Annotated in this window: 17 protein-coding genes; 9 read left to right on the top strand and 8 right to left on the bottom strand. The window is 68.0% G+C overall.

The genetic code is table 11. From position 1 onward, the window contains the following. Window positions 1-28 precede the first annotated feature (28 nt). The 3 genes from ppsA to OC550_RS15285 all read left to right on the top strand — a co-directional run bounded on the left by ppsA (window position 29) and on the right by OC550_RS15285 (window position 4,312). Window positions 29-2,437, top strand: coding sequence for a phosphoenolpyruvate synthase (gene ppsA, locus OC550_RS15295; protein WP_262106778.1), 2,409 nt, complete (start codon window positions 29-31; stop codon window positions 2,435-2,437). After that, window positions 2,438-3,289 carry a pyruvate, water dikinase regulatory protein gene (locus OC550_RS15290; RefSeq protein WP_262106777.1) on the top strand — a complete coding sequence of 284 codons (852 nt, stop codon included), beginning with the start codon at window positions 2,438-2,440 and terminating at the stop codon, window positions 3,287-3,289. Window positions 3,290-3,781: 492 nt separating this feature from the next. Beyond that, on the top strand, window positions 3,782-4,312 hold the full coding sequence (locus OC550_RS15285) for a hypothetical protein (protein ID WP_262106776.1): 531 nt from the start codon (window positions 3,782-3,784) through the stop codon (window positions 4,310-4,312). 98 nt (window positions 4,313-4,410) lie between these two features. Here the strand turns inward: OC550_RS15285 and OC550_RS15280 are convergent, their stop codons facing one another. Then, entirely contained in the window at window positions 4,411-6,234 is a 1,824-nt protein-coding gene (locus OC550_RS15280; protein WP_262106775.1) for a calcineurin-like phosphoesterase family protein, read from the bottom strand. Between the two features lie 375 nt (window positions 6,235-6,609). Here OC550_RS15280 and OC550_RS15275 point away from each other — a divergent pair, with 375 nt between their 5' ends. Beyond that, window positions 6,610-7,074, top strand: a complete 465-nt coding sequence (locus OC550_RS15275; RefSeq protein ID WP_262106774.1) for a GatB/YqeY domain-containing protein — start codon at window positions 6,610-6,612, stop codon at window positions 7,072-7,074. A 68-nt stretch (window positions 7,075-7,142) separates the two neighbouring features. On the opposite strand, the gene OC550_RS15270 is transcribed toward OC550_RS15275, so the two are convergent. The 4 genes from OC550_RS15270 to OC550_RS15255 form a co-directional block, all read right to left on the bottom strand. Continuing rightward, window positions 7,143-7,334, bottom strand: a complete 192-nt coding sequence (locus OC550_RS15270) for a hypothetical protein (RefSeq protein ID WP_262106773.1) — start codon at window positions 7,332-7,334, stop codon at window positions 7,143-7,145. Between the two features lie 119 nt (window positions 7,335-7,453). Next, window positions 7,454-7,759 carry a hypothetical protein gene (locus tag OC550_RS15265; protein WP_262106772.1) on the bottom strand — a complete coding sequence of 102 codons (306 nt, stop codon included), beginning with the start codon at window positions 7,757-7,759 and terminating at the stop codon, window positions 7,454-7,456. Window positions 7,760-8,064: 305 nt separating this feature from the next. Next, window positions 8,065-8,451 (bottom strand): hypothetical protein, encoded by a 387-nt coding sequence (locus tag OC550_RS15260; RefSeq protein WP_262106771.1) that lies wholly within the window; start codon window positions 8,449-8,451, stop codon window positions 8,065-8,067. A 314-nt stretch (window positions 8,452-8,765) separates the two neighbouring features. Continuing rightward, on the bottom strand, window positions 8,766-9,290 hold the full coding sequence (locus OC550_RS15255; RefSeq protein WP_262106770.1) for a DUF3830 family protein: 525 nt from the start codon (window positions 9,288-9,290) through the stop codon (window positions 8,766-8,768). Between the two features lie 88 nt (window positions 9,291-9,378). Here OC550_RS15255 and OC550_RS15250 point away from each other — a divergent pair, with 88 nt between their 5' ends. From OC550_RS15250 to OC550_RS15240, 3 genes are read left to right on the top strand one after another with little or no spacing between them, the layout of a single operon-like run. Next, entirely contained in the window at window positions 9,379-10,143 is a 765-nt protein-coding gene (locus OC550_RS15250; protein WP_262107177.1) for an aspartate/glutamate racemase family protein, read from the top strand. Continuing rightward, window positions 10,140-10,913 carry a maleate cis-trans isomerase gene (locus OC550_RS15245; protein WP_262106769.1) on the top strand — a complete coding sequence of 258 codons (774 nt, stop codon included), beginning with the start codon at window positions 10,140-10,142 and terminating at the stop codon, window positions 10,911-10,913. The genes OC550_RS15250 and OC550_RS15245 overlap by 4 nt, the downstream gene beginning before the upstream one ends. Beyond that, the gene (locus tag OC550_RS15240) at window positions 10,910-12,349 is read left to right on the top strand and encodes an amidase (RefSeq protein WP_262106768.1); all 1,440 of its coding nucleotides are present in this window, start codon (window positions 10,910-10,912) and stop codon (window positions 12,347-12,349) included. Before OC550_RS15245 ends, OC550_RS15240 begins: the two co-directional genes overlap by 4 nt. A gap of 40 nt (window positions 12,350-12,389) precedes the next feature. On the opposite strand, the gene OC550_RS15235 is transcribed toward OC550_RS15240, so the two are convergent. From OC550_RS15235 to OC550_RS15225, 3 genes are all read right to left on the bottom strand, one after another. Beyond that, window positions 12,390-13,088: a PspA/IM30 family protein gene (locus OC550_RS15235; RefSeq protein WP_262106767.1), complete on the bottom strand. Its 699-nt coding sequence runs from the start codon at window positions 13,086-13,088 to the stop codon at window positions 12,390-12,392. 19 nt (window positions 13,089-13,107) lie between these two features. Next, window positions 13,108-13,713: a hypothetical protein gene (locus OC550_RS15230; protein WP_262106766.1), complete on the bottom strand. Its 606-nt coding sequence runs from the start codon at window positions 13,711-13,713 to the stop codon at window positions 13,108-13,110. A 155-nt stretch (window positions 13,714-13,868) separates the two neighbouring features. Then, entirely contained in the window at window positions 13,869-14,072 is a 204-nt protein-coding gene (locus OC550_RS15225) for a cold-shock protein (protein WP_262106765.1), read from the bottom strand. Between the two features lie 343 nt (window positions 14,073-14,415). Here OC550_RS15225 and OC550_RS15220 point away from each other — a divergent pair, with 343 nt between their 5' ends. Both OC550_RS15220 and OC550_RS15215 read left to right on the top strand, forming a co-directional pair. Beyond that, on the top strand, window positions 14,416-15,525 hold the full coding sequence (locus tag OC550_RS15220; RefSeq protein WP_262106764.1) for an acyl-CoA desaturase: 1,110 nt from the start codon (window positions 14,416-14,418) through the stop codon (window positions 15,523-15,525). A gap of 36 nt (window positions 15,526-15,561) precedes the next feature. Continuing rightward, the gene (locus OC550_RS15215; RefSeq protein WP_262106763.1) at window positions 15,562-16,017 is read left to right on the top strand and encodes an SRPBCC family protein; all 456 of its coding nucleotides are present in this window, start codon (window positions 15,562-15,564) and stop codon (window positions 16,015-16,017) included. The last annotated feature ends 30 nt before the right edge of the window (window positions 16,018-16,047 follow it).

The raw sequence follows: 16,047 nt of genomic DNA, 5'->3' as shown, positions 1-16,047 counted from the left end.
GCTGTTTTCTCACAAGGAGCACCACACTATGACCGACGTTCTCTGGTTCACCGAACTTGGGCTGGCCGACCTTGAACAGGTCGGCGGCAAGAATGCCTCGCTCGGGGAATTGATCCGTAATTTGGCAACTGCCGGGGTCAGGGTCCCGGAGGGCTTTGCGACGACGGCGGACGCCTACCGGCGTTTCCTGCACGAGTCGGGCCTCGAAGCCAGCATCGCCGCGATCCTCGAAGACCTGGACAGCGACAACGTCACGGCACTGGCCAAGGCCGGCGCTGCTATCCGGGACCTGATCCGCCAGGCTCCGTTCCCCGCCGGGTTCGAGGAGGAGGTCCGCGGCGCCTACGCCGAGCTGACCGAGGGCCACGGCAACGAGTCGGAGGTTTCCTGGGCGGTGCGCTCCAGCGCCACGGCCGAGGACCTGCCGGATGCCTCCTTCGCGGGCCAGCAGGAGACCTTCCTGAACATCCGCGGCATCGACAACGTGCTGCTGGCCATCAAGGACGTCTTCGCGTCGCTCTACAACGACCGCGCCATCGCCTACCGGGTCCACCACGGTTTCACGCACTCCGAGGTCGCGCTCTCTGCCGGCATCCAGCGCATGGTCCGCTCCGACATCGGTGCCTCCGGTGTCATGTTCACCATGGACACCGAATCGGGCTTCACCGACGCCGTCTTCATTACGTCCTCCTACGGGCTGGGCGAAGCCGTGGTCCAGGGCGCGGTCAACCCGGACGAGTTCTACGTGCACAAGCCCACCCTCGCGGCGGGGCGGCCGGCGATCCTCAAGCGCGGACTGGGCGAGAAGGCCCTGCAGATGACGTACACCGAATCGCAGGAAATCGGCCGGACCGTTGATTTCGTGCCGGTGACCAGGGAACTGCGCGGCCGCTTCAGCCTCACGGATGCGGAGGTCGAGCAGCTGGCCCGTCACGCGATGTCCATCGAGGCCCACTACGGCCGCCCGATGGACATCGAGTGGGGCAAAGACGGCGTGGACGGGGAACTGTACATCCTGCAGGCGCGCCCCGAGACGGTCGAGTCGCGGAAGGCCAGCGGCACCCTTTCCCGCTTCGTCCTCAACGAACGCTCGAAGGTCCTGGCCGAAGGCCGCGCCATCGGCCAGCGCATCGGCGCCGGCCAGGTGCGCGTGCTGACCTCGATCGACCAGATGGCCTCCTTCGAGGAGGGCGACGTCCTGGTGGCGAACATGACGGACCCCGACTGGGAACCGATCATGAAGAAGGCCGCGGCCATCATCACCGACCGGGGCGGCCGCACCTGCCACGCCGCCATCATCGCCCGCGAGCTGGGCATCCCTGCGGTGGTCGGCACCGGGAACGCGTCCCGCGTGCTGGCCGATGGCACGCCCGTGACCGTCTCCTGCGCCGAAGGCGAGGCCGGGCGGGTCTACCAGGGGCTGCTCGACTACACGCTGCACGAGACCTCGCTGGACACGATGCCCGAGGCTCCGGTGAAGATCATGATGAATGTCGGCACTCCCGAACAGGCCTTCAGCTTCGCCCGGCTGCCGAATCACGGCGTCGGCCTGGCCCGGCTGGAATTCATCATCAACCGCCAGATCGGCATTCACCCCAACGCCCTGCTGGCCCTCGACGGCGAGATCGAGCGGCCCGCCGCGCTCTCGGACTACACGGTGCAGCAAATCCGCGAGCGGATCGCCGCCTACGACGGACCGCGCGACTTCTACGTCAAGCGGCTCGCCGAGGGCATCTCCACCATCGCGGCAGCCTTCGCCCCGGAGCCGGTGATCATCCGGCTCTCGGACTTCAAGTCCAACGAGTACGCGAACCTGCTCGGCGGACCGGCGTTCGAACCGACCGAAGAAAACCCGATGATCGGCTACCGGGGCGCCTCCCGGTACCTCTCGGACTCCTTCCGCCAGGCCTTCGAACTCGAGTGCGAGGCACTGAAGTTCGCTCGCAACGAGATGGGGCTCTCCAACATCAAGCTCATGGTCCCGTTCGTGCGCACCCTGGACGAGGCCAAGGGCGTGACCGAACTGCTGGCGGCCAACGGCCTGCGCCGCGGCGAAAACGGCCTCGAGATCGTCATGATGTGCGAGCTGCCGGCCAACGCCCTGCTGGCCAACGAGTTCCTGGACTACTTCGACGGCTTCTCCATCGGCTCCAACGACCTGACCCAGCTCACCCTGGGCCTGGACCGGGACTCGGCGCTCGTCGCCGGGGGGTTCGACGAGCGCAACCCGGCGGTCCTGAAGCTGCTGGAGATGGCGATCATTGCCTGCCGCGCCCGCGGCAAGTACGTGGGCATCTGCGGCCAGGGCCCCAGCGACCACCCGGACCTGGCGGAATGGCTGCTGGAGCGGGGCATTGACTCGGTCTCGCTCAACCCCGACGCTGTGACGGAGACCTGGCTGCGCCTGGCCAAGACCGGCAAACCGTCCGCGGTCTAAGTGTCCGACGCAACGCATGAGGAAACCGCGGGGGCCGGGCGCGGCCCCGCCCCCGTGGTCTTCTTCCTCTCGGACAGCACCGGCATCACCGCCGAGACCCTGGGCAACACCCTGCTGACCCAGTTTCCCGGCCACAGGTTCGAACGGCGGACCATCCCCTTCATCACCACGGCTGTGGAGGCTTGCCGCGTCATCGAGGTCATCAACGGCATCGCGTCCTCGGGCCCGCGCCCGATCGTCTTTTCGACCGCCGTCAACCGGGAGATCCGGGAGATCCTGGCGCAGAGCAAGGGGCACTTCCTGGACCTGTTCGGCACGCACATAGGCCGGCTGGAGGACGCGCTGCATGCCCCGGCCAGCGGCGAGCCGGGCAAGGCCCACGGCGTCGGCGACGCGATCCGGTACCAGTCCCGCATGACCGCCGTCGAATACGCGATAGAGCACGACGACGGACAGTCCATCCGCGCCCTGGAACGCGCGGAACTGATCCTGATCGCCCCGTCGCGGTGCGGCAAGACCCCGACGACGATGTACCTGGCCCTGCAGCACGGCATCCTGGCCGCCAACTTCCCGCTGGTCGAGGAGGACTTTGTCCACCAGACGCTGCCGGACCCGCTGCGGCCGTTTGTCCGCAAGTGCTTCGGGCTGACCTCGCTGCCGGTCCGGCTCAGCCAGATCCGCAAGGAGCGGCGGCCCGACAGCAACTATGCTTCGCTGGCTCAGTGCAGCCACGAACTCCGCAACGCCGAGGAGATGTACCGGTTCAACCAGATCCCCTTTGTGAACTCCGCCTCGATGTCGGTCGAGGAGATCTCGGCCACGATCCTCCAGCGGATGCAGCTGCACCACTGATCCGCGGTCTTGGGCCCCGGCTGGCGGCAGCTCCGCGGACTGGGCCTCGGGCCTTAGGCAGGAGGAATCTGCCCGCTCCGACGCCGTAAGGCCGTGCGGTTGGCTGAAGCGAAGGCCCGCGCCATCACGAACGTGAGTGCCAGGACGGTCAGCTAAGACGACGACAGGGCCGAACCGACCGATGTGATCCCCGGCGTGAGACAGCCCACTGGATTGATTTCGCGTCTTGCACCCATAAGTGTGCTTTCTATGGGCAGAATGGTGATCAATAGAGAGAACGGAGGAAGCATAATGCGCGGAAGCAACCTTATCTGGACAATCGTGGGCATTCTGGCTGCCATTGCCCTGATCATTTGGATCGCTACGGCAATCTAGAAGCGTTTTCGATAGATTGAAGGAGCCCCGGCCATTTGTGGCCGGGGCTCCTTTGTGCGGGCGCCCGTAACGTCGTCAGGAAGAAAGCCACGGGCGCAGTTAAGGCGGTTGTTCTGAGTGGATATTCTGGCAGGAATCAGCATCAGCGGGTTGCAGACCCTCATTTGGTCGCTGGCCCTCGGGACAGCCTTGCTACTGCGCTTTTGGTATCCGCGCACATTGCATTGGGCCGCCCTCGGGGCGGCGGGCGTTTTTGTGGCGGCCAGCATCGGTGCCGGGATCTATGTGCTGGCCCATCCGATCGACCTGCGCTGGCCCGCCGGAGCGCCGCTGTCGGCGCCGTCACTGGCGGGGACGCCGCTGGTCGGGGACTACCTGAAGCCGTTGGACTCCCTGATGGCCAATGTTGTCGGCGGGGTGAATGATCTTCGCGGCTTCCAGCAGGCGGTTCCCGTGGCCCTGGACTTTTTCACGATGGCCGGCTGGGGGTGCCTGGCCGCGGTCCCGCTGGGCATCTTCGCGCTGTGGGCCAGCTGTCTCGAGCAAAGGCGCCGCAGATTGGAATTCGCCCGGTACGAGAGCGCCATAGAGGAGCTTCAGCAACAGCTTCGCGACGTCCAAAGATTCGTGAACTACCCCGATCGGTGAGCAGGCACGACGATAAATAAGCGCCGGTGCCGGCGACGACCGAGAGCCGCAGCGGCTTCGATCGGCGCCGGCACCGGTCCGAAGGTGCGGGCCGGGAGTTACTCGGTCACCTGGAAGCTCAGGCTCTCGGTGAACTCGCGTCCGTAGGCATCGGTCGACGTGACCTTGGCGGTGTGCTCGCCGACGCTCAGATCGGAGGGCAGCTCGAACCGCCACAGGTGCATCATGCGGTCGGCCAGGCTACCGCCGTTGACCAGCTGCTCCTGCACGGCGACCGGGTCTGACCACTCTGCTCCGACGAGCTGGCCTTCGCCCTGCATCTTCTGGGTGCGGTCGGCCTCGACGGTCTCGCCGCCATCGATCTGAACCTTGACCGTGGAGCCCGTGCTGCCCATCCAGAAGTTGGTGGTCAGCCAGGTGCCGCCGGCCAGGTCCGACTTCGAGACCGCGGTCGGATCGGCGAACTCGGGCGCGGAGCCCTTCTTGGCCAGGTTCGCGGCATACCAGTCGCGGTAGCGCGGCGTGTTCAGGCCCAGGGCCATCTGCAGGGAATCGTCTTCGCCGCGGACCGTGAAGCGTTCCTGGAACGTGTTGTTCTTGATGTCCAGGGTGAGGACGCCGGGCAGGCCGCCGTCGCGCTGGACCCCCAGCGGGTAATTGCCGTCCGCGGTGCGTCCGGAGTACCAGTCGCCGGAGATCGCACCGGCCGTGATGTGCGGGAAGGGCAGTCCCTTGACGCCGAAGAGCTTGTCCCAGCCCTCCAGGGAATCGCCGGTGCGCATGTTCTCGATGCTGTGGGTGTGTCCGCCGAGTGCCACGGCTTCGCGGCCCTCAAGGATTTCGTAGATCTCGGCGACCTGGTCCACCTGGTGCTTGGCACTGCCCTGGTCCGCATAGTCCAGCAGCGGGATGTGGGCGGCCAGCACGATCAGCTTGTTGTCCGGCACCTTCGCGATATCGTTGCGCAGCCACTCGAGCTGCTGGTCGTCCAGCGCGCCGTTGTAGTCGCCCTTGGCCGCCGGATGCTTGGTCGGGTACTCCACGGTGTTCAGCGCGACGACGTGGGCCTTGCCGGCGTCGTACGAGTAGTAGTCGGGGCCGAGGTTCGCCTTGAAGGTATCGAAGGTGTGCTCGCCGCTGGTGGCGTCGAAGTCGAGGTCATGGTTGCCCGGCAGGAAGCGCGCGGGGCCGTTGAGCATACCGGCGAGCTCCCGGGTCTGCGGGTACAACGAGAGATCGTCGCCTACGACGTCGCCGATGAAGAGGGCGCCGCAGCCGGCGTAGTCGTCGCGGGCGGCCAGGTCGGCGAACGCACCGTCCTTCGCGAAGCCGACCTCTTCCTGGTCGTAGGTCTGGATGTCGCCGCCGATGACGCAGTGCTGTTCGGGGGACTGGGTCAGCGCGCTCTTGGCCAGCGGGAAGTTCACGGCATCCGGCAGTGCTCCGGTCGGCTCGAGGCCGCCGAACTTCAGTTCCGGTGAGCCTTCGGGCAGGTGGTGGTAGAAGAACTGCGCGACGTTGTCCTCGTCGACGGGTACCTGGTAGCCGCGGGGCTGGGTCACGAAGACGGTCATGTTGTCGAACGCGGGCAGCTCGTAGCGGCCCTGGCCATCCGTGGTGACGACGTCGCGGCCGTTGGAAACGGTGGCTCCCGGGACGCCCGGCTCGTTGGCATCCTGCCTGGAGTTCTTGTTCTTGTCGTCGAAGACGGCGCCGTCGATGACCTGCTGGTCGTCATCGGGACCGTCGACGACCTCGACAGCGCCGCGGAACGCAGCGGCGGCGGAGTCGGTTTCGGCCGGAGCCTGGCCGGGAGCGGCCGTCGCGGCGGGGGAGAGCAGGCTTCCGGCGACGGTGAGTGCCAGGGTGCCGGCGGCCAGGCCGAGCGGGACGGCGGATCGTTTAGGGGAACTAGGGCGCACGAAGAACCTCCGGAGCGGTGATGTGAGGCGGGCCGGATTGGCCAGCCTCTGGCACCGTTTCAGCGCAGGGTAAACAGTTAACTAAGCCGAAGCTACGGGGATGGGAAGCAAGCTTTACGAATCGCCCGGCCTGCAGCGTTTTCGCCCGTACGGTTCAGCGCCAAGACGGTGCTCCTAGCGTCCGGCGGCGTCCGGCGGCGTCCGGCGGCGTCCGGCGGCGTCCGGCGGCGTCCGGCGGCGTCCGGCGGCGTCCGGCGGCGTCCGGCGGCCTCCGGCGGCGTCCGACGGCGTTCGCGGCGCCGGCCGGTGTGCGCGCCCCTTTGCTGAGAGTGCGAGAATCCTGAGTAAGGACAGGACGAGAAAAGCGAGGACACCATGGCGACTTTGAAGGAAAGGCTCCAGGCCGACGTCGTTGCCCACATGAAGGCGGGCAACAAAATTGCCCTGACCACAGTGCGCAACGTGCTGGGCGAAATCGGCACCAAGGAGAAATCGGGCAAGACGCCGGTCGAGCTGGACGACGCCCAGACGACGGCCGTGCTGCAGAAGGAAGCGGCCAAGCGGCGCGACACGGCCCGCATCTACACGGAAGCCGGCGAGGCCGAGCGCGCGGCGGCCGAGCTTGCGGAGGCGGAGGTGATCGAGGCCTACCTGCCGGAACCGCTGTCCGAGGCCGACGTCGAAGCCATCGTGGACGAGGTCATCGCCGGGCTGAAGGCGGACGGGACGGAGCCGTCGATGCGCCAAATGGGCGTCGTGATGAAGCCCGTGACTGCCAAGGTCGCCGGCCGCTTCGATGGCAAGGCCGTCAGCGAGATTGTCCGCAGGCGCCTCGCCTGACGACCCCGGACATAGCGAAGCCCCGCGGATCTCCCCGCGGGGCTTCGCTGCTCCTGGCCGGACCCCGGCTACGGGGTCCGGTCGCTGGCGGTTTCCTCTTCGCCTGCCTTGGCCTTGTCCAGGAACGCCTGCACCGTGGTGTCATCCGCTGCGGTCCAGGACTCGACGCGGACGTCCTCATCCTTGTCGCGCTTTTCCGGCTTACCTGCCGCTTCTTTCCTGAAGCGCCAGCCGAAATCCCTATTCGAGGCGTAGCACATCGCGCACCTCCTTCACCTCGTCCCTTAATCGTCCTCCTTTCCGGCGGCGAACGACAGCCTTCCGCGACGGGGCGGTTGTCCGGGCCGGCGGTCAAGGGCGAGCGGCCGGGATGGCCGCGTCAGTCGGGGCAGGGGGAAAGGCCGACGGCGGCCGGCCGGCTGCCGCGGCGGGTACCGGCGGCAGCTGTGCCACCTCGCGCGCCTGCTGCTGCGGTGCCGCTGGCACCCGAGGCCGCGGGGGAGCGGCGGGCCCCAACAGCCGCGCGGGTGGCGAGGGCTGCGAGCCGCGCCCGCCACTGCGTGCTGCGCCGGGCCGGACGCACACCGGCCTCTTTGCGGCGGCGGAGGCGCTCGGCCTCGGCCATCTTCAGCCGCAGTTGGGCGTTGTGCATGTCCAGCCAGTATTCCGCGGGTTGGAGGCTCATGGCTCCTTCTTTCGGGTCGGGTCTTCGTGGCGTTGACACTGATGTCAACACCGGCCCGGTCACGTTCCATGGCCGCGATTCCTGCCAGCAATCGTCAAGATTCCGCCAGCAGGCCCAATGCAAGGCTTTTCCAAGTGCCGCCAGCGACAGTAGACGCAGCCAGAGACCCGGATTCCGGCGACTCGCCCCGGTTGCCGGAACCCGCTGGCTGACCAGGAGGGAGGACCGGCGGACCCGGTCCTCCCTCCTTCCATGTCTGTCCTGCGCCTGCGCCGTACCTGTGCCGTTCGACTTCCAGGACGGATTCAGCGGTCGCAGCGGACGCGCTCGCGGGCGCTCCGGTCCCAGTCGTCCTTGCGGCTGTAGCTCACGGCCTGGTAGGTCTCGCTGCAGGCCAGGCCCCAGCCGCGGATCGTGAAGTCGTCGTCGCCCCCGGGGCGGACGCGCCGGTGGTCGACGACCCGGTCGCGGCCGCTGACCATGACGATCCAGACGTCGACGACGCTGTCCTTGTAGTTTTTCCCCTGGACGACGTAGCTGCCATTGCTGCTGACCGCCAAGGTCAGTCGTTGGGCGGCGGCCTTGGAGACCTCAGCTGCGGCGGCCGGGGCCGCCACGCCCGGTCCCGCGATCAAGCCCAGCATTACTCCTGCCATGAGCAGCAGCAGCCGCCACGTGGGTGACTTTCTCATCGCGATGCTTCCTCGTGGTGCCGGGATCCGCCGGCATTTGGGCCCATCGCCCGCGGTGCCGCTTCCCGAACGGCACGAGCCCCCGGCCCTTCATCAAGCGTGCCGCCTTGTGAGTGCAGGACCCTCCCGCAGTAGCGCTTTGGGCGGTCCTTTTGGGAACCAGGCAGGTTCCCAACGAGTGGATTGAATGCTCGCCCCGAGCCTTCCCCGCCACCGGCCATTCCGATGGTGTAGTCACACTAAGCCGCACTTTGGGTGCCAACAATACCCAAACTGGGGCTTGACAATCAGGGCCGGAGCGGATTCGGCGCCATCTAACTGTCCGCGTCCTCGGAGCCGCCTTCGTGACGGGCCAGGGTGAGGGTTTCACCGCGGGCGCCGTCCATCCAGATGCTCTGGCAGGCAGCGGCCATTTCGTCCAGTCCCTCGACGACGGCGGCGAAGACGTTTCCGGGAACCCAGCCCTGGTCCCCGTTCAGGAGCAGGTTGTTCCGCCCGTAGAAGAGGGCCAGGTCGATGATGGCCTCCGGGGTGCTGACCGCGTCGCCCGCTCCGTAGCCATGCGACGGGGTGTTGAGGATGTCTGCGTTGAAGGTGAAGTAGCAGAGATCGCCGGGAATGGGGGTGACGGTGGTGTTTTCCGGACCCGGCTCCACCGGCGCGAAGGCCGGCACCAGCTGGTAGATCTCGTTGCGGGCGTACTTGCCGTGGAAGACCTGCCCGGACAGCGGCAGGGCGTCCCACACGGCCGCGGCCGTCCGCGGTGCCTCGGCATCGAGCAGCCGCGCAAGGCAGGAGACACCGCGCTTTTCGAGCGATACCTTCAGGAAACGGTCCATGGATCCTCCAGCGCCAAAATAGTTGATGCGAGCCTAGCGGCCCATCCCCTAGGATTGTCAACAATCAACGATCTCGGCGGTGGTGGACATGCTGAAAGACCTGGCCTCAATGGTTCCGCCCGGCCCGGTTGTGCTCAAAAAGATCGGTGTCGTCGCCCCGTACGACATGGCGCTCGACCACGAAATGGGACGGTGGGCGGAAGGCCAGGCGGACCTCTACTTCGCGCGCTCGCCGTTCGAACCCTCCGCGGTCGACATCGCCCAGGCCGAGCAGCTCGCGCGCCCGGAGATGATTATCGAGACGTCCCGCAGGATCAGCGCCGTTTCGCCGGACTGCTATGTTTACGCCTGCACGTCCGCGTCCTTCGTCCACGGCGTGGCGGGGGAACGGGAACTGGTCTCGGCGGTCCGGGCCGCAGGCCTGCCCCATTTGGTCACGGCCTCCGGGGCGATCCTCGCGGCGCTGTCCGCACTCAAGGTCCGGCGGGTGGCCGTCGCTTGTCCCTACACGGCCGCGGTCACCCAGCGTTTCGCGGACTTCCTCACGGAGGGCGGCCTGGAGGTCCGCCGTGCCTCGATGCTCGGCCTGGCCGGCGAAATCTGGAAGGTTCCCTATGCCCGCACGGCGGAACTGATCGCCTCGGCGGACTGCCCCGAGGCCGAGGCCGTCGTCGTGGCCTGCACCAACCTGCCGACCTACCACCTGATCGCCCCGCTCGAAGAGTATCTGGGCAAGCCGCTCGTCACCGCCAACCAGGCAGCCATGTGGGCCGCGCTCGACTACCTCGGACTGGAGCCGGCGGGTCCCGGGCAGCGGCTGCTCGCGGTGCGGGCCGACGGGGCGGCGCGATGAACCGCGCGGCCGCCCCGGTCATCGGACTCCTCTACCCCGGGGTCGGGGCGGAGGATGACTTCCCCGCCCTCGAGCGGCAGTTGGCGGGCCGGCTGCGGCTTCCGCTGGTCACCACGGCCGGCGGCGACGTGCAGCACACCGTCGCCACCCTGCGCCGGGTGGGCAGCGCCGTCAACCTGCTCGACGGCGTCCGGCGGCTGGCGGCGTTCGGGCCGGACGCCGTCATGTGGGCGTGCACCTCCGGTTCCTTCGTCTTCGGTTTAGGGGGCGCCCGCCAGCAGGCCGCCGAGCTCGCCGCGGCGGCGGGGCGTCCGGCGTCGTCGACCTCCCTCGCTTTTGCCCACGCCGTCCAGCGGCTGGGCCTGGGTACGGTAGCCGTGGCGGCCAGCTACCCCGAAGACCTGGCCCGGCACTTCCGGACGTTCCTCGCGGAGGCGGGGATCGCCGTCGTCAATCTGGACAGCAGCGGCATTCCGGCGGCGGGCGAGGCCGGACGCATGGGCCTGCCGGAGATCGCGCGGATGGCGGCCGCCGCGGACCGGCCGGATGCCGAAGCCGTGCTGGTGCCGGACACCGCGGTGCATTCGCTGGCGTGGCTGGATGAACTGGAGCAGGCTGTGGGCAAGACCGTGCTCACCGCCAACCAGGTAACGGTGTGGGAGGGGCTGCGGATCGCCGGCAGACTGGATGGACTGGGCCGCGTCGACGGACTGGGCCGGCTGTTCCGGACCGCGGACCCGGCCACCGCAAAAGGAGGAGACCCGGCATGACTGCTGCAACGACGTCGTTAGCGGACCTGTCCGCTGCCGAACTGCTGGCCCGCTACCGGGCGAAGTCCGTTTCGCCCGTCGAGGCGGCCGAGGCGGCGCTGACCCGGATCCACGCGCTCAACGACGAGGTCAACGCCTTCTGCCTGATCGCCGAGGACGACGGGCTCGCGGCCGCACGGGAATCGGAGGCACGCTGGCTGCGGGGCGAACCCGCCGGGGCCCTGGACGGCGTGCCGGCCTCGATCAAGGACCTGCTGCTGACCAGGGGCTGGCCCACGCTGCGGGGCTCGACCCTGATCGATCCGGACCAGCCCTGGACCGATGACGCCCCGGCGGTGGCCGCGCTGCGCCGGGCCGGCGCCGTGTTCCTGGGCAAGACCACCACGCCTGAGTTCGGCTGGAAGGGCGTGACGGACAGCCCGCTGACCGGCAATACCGGGAACCCCTGGGATCCGTCGAAGACGTCGGGCGGCTCCTCGGGCGGTTCCGCGGCGGCGGTGGCGCTGGGCATGGGTGCGCTCTCCGTGGGGACCGACGGCGGCGGTTCCGTCCGCATCCCGGCATCCTTCTGCGGGATCGTGGGGTTGAAGCCCACCTATGGGACCATTCCGCTGTATCCGCCGACGCCGTACGGCACGCTGGCGCATGCGGGGCCCATGACGCGCACGGTCGAGGACAATGCGCTGATGCTGGATGTGCTGGCCGGCTTCGACAGCCGGGACTGGTCGGCGCTGGCCGCTCCGCGCGGGTCGTTCCTGGCCGGGCTGCGCGACGGAGTGGCCGGGCTGCGGATCGCCTACAGCCCGGACCTCGGCTATGCCCACGTCGAACCTGAGGTCGCCGCCTCGGTGGAGGCCGCCGTCAGGCTCCTTCGCGGACTCGGCGCCGACGTGGAACAGGCGGACCTGCGGCTGCGGGACCCGCTGGGGGAGTACCACACGCTCTGGTTCGCCGGCGCGGGCAAGGTGATCCGGGGCTACCCCGAAGGGCGGTGGGGTGAGCTGGATCCGGCGCTGCTGGAAGTCTGCCGCCAGGGCCAGGCCGTCACCGTCGACGAGTACCTGGATGCGAACGCGGTGCGCGCGGCGCTCGGCCAGCAGATGGGCGCCTTCCACGAAGAGTACGACCTGTTGGCGACGCCGACCATGCCGCTGCCGGCGTTTGACGTCGGCTGCGAGGTCCCGCCGGGTTCGGGCCTGAAACGGTGGGCCGAGTGGTCCCCGTTCACCTACCCGTTCAACATGACGCAGCAGCCGGCGGTGTCGGTGCCCTGCGGCCTGACCTCGTCCGGCCTGCCGATCGGTCTCCAGCTGGTGGGGGCGCGGCACGCGGACGCACTGGTGCTGCGCGCAGCCTACGCATTCGAGCAGGCACGGGGCGCCTGGGGACAGCCGCCGCTGCTGGCGGACGATGGTCCTCGTGGCACCGCACGGTGACGATGAGGGTGGCACCGCACGGTGACGATGAGGCGGCGGCTCACGCCGATGGGCCGGGGTTGAGGCCCTTCCGGTCCTTGAGTTGCCGCAGGCCTTCTTCGGCCTCCATCCGCGTTTCGAGTTCCTCGAAGGCCTGGCGCACCTGCGGGGAGTCCGGATCGGACCAGGACAGCTCCTCGTAGGCGGCGGCGCGGGCCTGCAGGGTGCGGGCCTCCTGCTCGGCCTGGCGGGCGGCTTCCCGCGCGTCGGCGGCCTGCCGGCCGGACGAGTTGACCGCCTCCTGCATGCCGAGGGCGGCCTGCGCCGCGCTGTGCGTGGCCTTCAGCGACTGGTAGTGCAGCCGGGAATCCTCGATCCGATGCTCCAGGCGCAGCAGGGTCTGCTCCAGCCCGCGGACCTGGTCATCGAGCTGCCGCCGCTGGGCGGTGAGCGTCTCCATCCGCTTGCGCACGGCGATGCTCCGCTGCAAAGCCTGCCGCGCGCCGTCGTCGTTGCCTGCCGCCACCGCCTGCTCCGCGGCCCGGTCCAGGGCGGCCACTTCGGCGGCGGCCTGTTCGGCGAGCAGCTCGACGCGGCGCCTGTTGGCCGCCACGTCCGCGGCGCTGCGGCTGGCCTGGTCCAGCAGGTCCAGCTGGTTGGCGTAGGTTTCATCCAGCGTCTGCATCGGATCCGCCGCCGGCTGCTGCCGCGCGGTGCGGTTGGCCCGGATGATGCGCCCCAGGCGCCGTCCGATCGACATTATGCTCCTTCGCGGCGGGTCAGTGGCGCTGGCGGGACTTGTAGGACTGGTTCCAGGTCTGCAGCGCATCCAGCTCCATCGCCAGATGCCGACCGACCTGCTCCAGCCGCGCGGCGCTGACCGTGTGCCCCGTCTCCAGGACTGATTGCCGCAGCTGGGACCCCAGCCCGCACAGCTGTTCGACCTCCTTCTGCATGCCGGGAACCAGGATCCTGCGCAACTGCGGGTCCGGCTCGCGTTCGGCCAAATGCAGCTGGGCATCGAGGGCCTGCTCGGCCCGGGAGAGGTTCAGCGCGACCGCCGGCAGCTCGCCCACGGGACGGCCCTGGCCCGAGGCTGCGGCGAGTGAGCGCTCCGTCGCCTCGGTTGAGCGCTGCAGCTGCATCCTCAGCCTGGCCAGTTGCCGCCTCGACGGGTCCCCGGTGGCGACCCGCATCATCAGTTGTCCCTTGCGCATGCTCTGCCGTATCTTCCTGGAACGCCGGATCCGGCGGACCACCAGCCAGCAGGCCAGCGCGAACGCCAGCCACAAGGCCAGCACAAGAGTGCCTCCGATCAGCAGGAGCTGCGGCACAACCTCGGAGACGAAATCAGCGGCGCTGGCATCAACGGACATTTCACGCATAAGACTAGTCTGCATCCCCACCTCACCTTCCCGCCAGAATAACGAGCAGAGGGGTGTGCAAGGTTCCCCTGCCTCGGACAACAAGGAAGCCGGCCCCTCCGAAGAGGGACCGGCTTCCTAAAGCTCAGTCGGCGGCGTGAGCCGCCCAGCCGTCCTTAGAGGGGGCGGATGTTCGCGGCCTGCAGGCCCTTGGGGCCCTGGGTGGTCTCGAACTCGACCTTCTGCTCTTCGCGGAGTTCGCGGTAGCCATTGGATTCAATCGCGCTGTAGTGGGCGAAAACGTCGGCCGATCCGTCATCGGGAGCGATAAAGCCGAAGCCCTTTTCGGAATTGAACCACTTCACAGTTCCAGTTGCCATTTTGTACTCCTCGGAGTTTGTCCAAGCCCCGTCTTTCGGGGCCTCCTGCAGCGGTGTTCGTTTTGCCGCCGTTCAGAGAAGCACAAGTCCTCCGGATGGAGGAGCCTGTTGCTCAAAATCAAATGCGCAACACAACAACTACGCGACTAACTGTACAGCATGATTTCGTCGGCCCGTGACCAAGGCCGCGACGGGCGCCGTTGTGCGGGCTTGGGAGTCCTGTCCAAGAAATTTGCGGTCTGTTCAGCCGGCGTGCAGGTTCCCGGGCTACACTGGCAGACATCTGCAGGGCGATCGCCCTTTTCCGCGGCTGGGAAGTCGAATCCGATCCCCTGAAGGCCGCATGACGATTACCGCAACTGCCCCCAGTGCCCGCCCAGCTGTCCGCCCCGCCCGCGGCACCGCGGGCTCGAGCAGCTACTCCAGCCTCATCAAGACTATCCGCGAGGCCGGCCTGCTCCGGCGCCGCAGGTCGTTCTACATCACCCTGTTCATCGCCCTCTGCCTCGGCCTCGCCGGTGCGGCCACCGGCTTTGTGCTCCTCGGTGACAGCTGGTTCCAGCTGATCATCGCCGGCGTGCTGGGCATCCTGTTCACCCAGCTGGCGTTCATCGCCCACGAGGCGGCGCACCGGCAGGTGTTCGAGTCGGGCCCGGCCAACGACCGTTTCGGCCGGGTGCTGGCGAACCTGTTCGTCGGCATCAGCTACCAGTGGTGGACCAACAAGCACAACCGGCACCATGCCAATCCCAATACGCTGGGCAAGGACCCGGACATCGAGCAGGACACGATCTCCTTCCTCCCCGAGCAGGCCCAGGCACGCAAGGGATTCATGGCCTGGCTGACGCGCCGGCAGGGCTACCTGTTCTTCCCGCTGCTGACTCTCGAGGGCCTGAACCTGCACGCGACCTCCATCCGCTACCTCTTCACCAAGGGGTCCATTAAGGGCCGCAAGCGTGAGCTGTCGATGGTCTTCGCCCGACTCGCCGCCTACATCGCGGTGATCTTTTACGTGCTGCCGCTGGGCATGGCCTTCGCCTTCATCGGGGTCCAGCTCGCGGTCTTCGGCGTGTACATGGGCGCGTCCTTCGCGCCGAACCACAAGGGCATGCCGCTGATCCCCGAGGGCTCGAAGATCGACTTCCTCAGCCGCCAGGTGCTGACCAGCCGCAACATCACCGGCCGGACCCGGTTCGGCAACCGGGCGATCAATGCCTTCATGGGCGGCCTGAACTACCAAGTGGAGCACCACCTCTTCCCCAGCATGCCGCGGCCCAACCTGGCCCGGGCCAGCGAGATCGTCCGCGGATACTGCGCCGCCCACAAGATCCCGTACACCGAGGCGACCCTCCCGCAGTCCTACGGCATCGTCATCAACTACCTCAATAAGGTCGGGCTCTCCGCCCGCGACCCGTTCGACTGCCCGATGGTTACCCAGTACCGCCCGCGCTGACCACTTGCCTTGCACCGGCGGCCCGGGAATGGCTGAATGGGCAACGTGGTAGATGTCCTTACAGAAGCCGTGATCAACCGTCCGCTTGCGGAAGTGGCCGGCTTTGCCGCCGATCCGGACCGCGCGCCTTCCTGGTACGCCAACATCCGCGAGGTCGAATGGCGCACGCCGAAGCCGCTGGCCGTCGGATCGGAGATCGCGTTTGTTGCCTGCTTCCTCGGCAGGCGGCTGGCCTACACCTACCGGGTCGAAGAGTGGATGCCGCGGAGCCGGTTGGTGATGCGGACCGCGCACGGCCCGTTTCCGATGGAAACCATCTACCGCTGGGAGGAGCTGGGGCCCGCGGAAACCCGAATGTCCCTCCGGAACGCCGGGATGCCCCAGGGCTTCTCGAAGCTGGCCGGCCCATTCATGGCCGCGGCGATGCGACGCGAAAACCGCAAAGACCTGCGGCAGCTCAAGGAGATACTGGAGGCCGGGCCACGGACGTGACGGACCGGCAGCCCTCGCACGTGGGCCGGA

Origin of the sequence: Arthrobacter sp. Marseille-P9274 (assembly GCF_946892675.1) — a bacterium.
GTDB lineage: Bacteria > Actinomycetota > Actinomycetes > Actinomycetales > Micrococcaceae > Crystallibacter.
Note: the sequence above shows the minus strand (reverse complement) of the source record. Positions and strands in the feature narration are given on the sequence as shown.

Excerpts from the sequence above, each read along its gene's own strand:
- ppsA (WP_262106778.1), top strand. The coding sequence starts at position 29 with ATGACCGACGTTCTCTGGTTCACCGAACTTGGGCTGGCCGACCTTGAA.
- OC550_RS15275 (WP_262106774.1), top strand. The coding sequence starts at position 6,610 with ATGGCGACTTTGAAGGAAAGGCTCCAGGCCGACGTCGTTGCCCACATG.
- OC550_RS15270 (WP_262106773.1), bottom strand. The coding sequence starts at position 7,334 with ATGTGCTACGCCTCGAATAGGGATTTCGGCTGGCGCTTCAGGAAAGAA.
- OC550_RS15265 (WP_262106772.1), bottom strand. The coding sequence starts at position 7,759 with ATGAGCCTCCAACCCGCGGAATACTGGCTGGACATGCACAACGCCCAA.
- OC550_RS15260 (WP_262106771.1), bottom strand. The coding sequence starts at position 8,451 with ATGAGAAAGTCACCCACGTGGCGGCTGCTGCTGCTCATGGCAGGAGTA.
- OC550_RS15255 (WP_262106770.1), bottom strand. The coding sequence starts at position 9,290 with ATGGACCGTTTCCTGAAGGTATCGCTCGAAAAGCGCGGTGTCTCCTGC.
- OC550_RS15250 (WP_262107177.1), top strand. The coding sequence starts at position 9,379 with ATGCTGAAAGACCTGGCCTCAATGGTTCCGCCCGGCCCGGTTGTGCTC.
- OC550_RS15245 (WP_262106769.1), top strand. The coding sequence starts at position 10,140 with ATGAACCGCGCGGCCGCCCCGGTCATCGGACTCCTCTACCCCGGGGTC.
- OC550_RS15240 (WP_262106768.1), top strand. The coding sequence starts at position 10,910 with ATGACTGCTGCAACGACGTCGTTAGCGGACCTGTCCGCTGCCGAACTG.
- OC550_RS15235 (WP_262106767.1), bottom strand. The coding sequence starts at position 13,088 with ATGTCGATCGGACGGCGCCTGGGGCGCATCATCCGGGCCAACCGCACC.
- OC550_RS15230 (WP_262106766.1), bottom strand. The coding sequence starts at position 13,713 with ATGCGTGAAATGTCCGTTGATGCCAGCGCCGCTGATTTCGTCTCCGAG.
- OC550_RS15225 (WP_262106765.1), bottom strand. The coding sequence starts at position 14,072 with ATGGCAACTGGAACTGTGAAGTGGTTCAATTCCGAAAAGGGCTTCGGC.
- OC550_RS15220 (WP_262106764.1), top strand. The coding sequence starts at position 14,416 with ATGACGATTACCGCAACTGCCCCCAGTGCCCGCCCAGCTGTCCGCCCC.
- OC550_RS15215 (WP_262106763.1), top strand. The coding sequence starts at position 15,562 with ATGGGCAACGTGGTAGATGTCCTTACAGAAGCCGTGATCAACCGTCCG.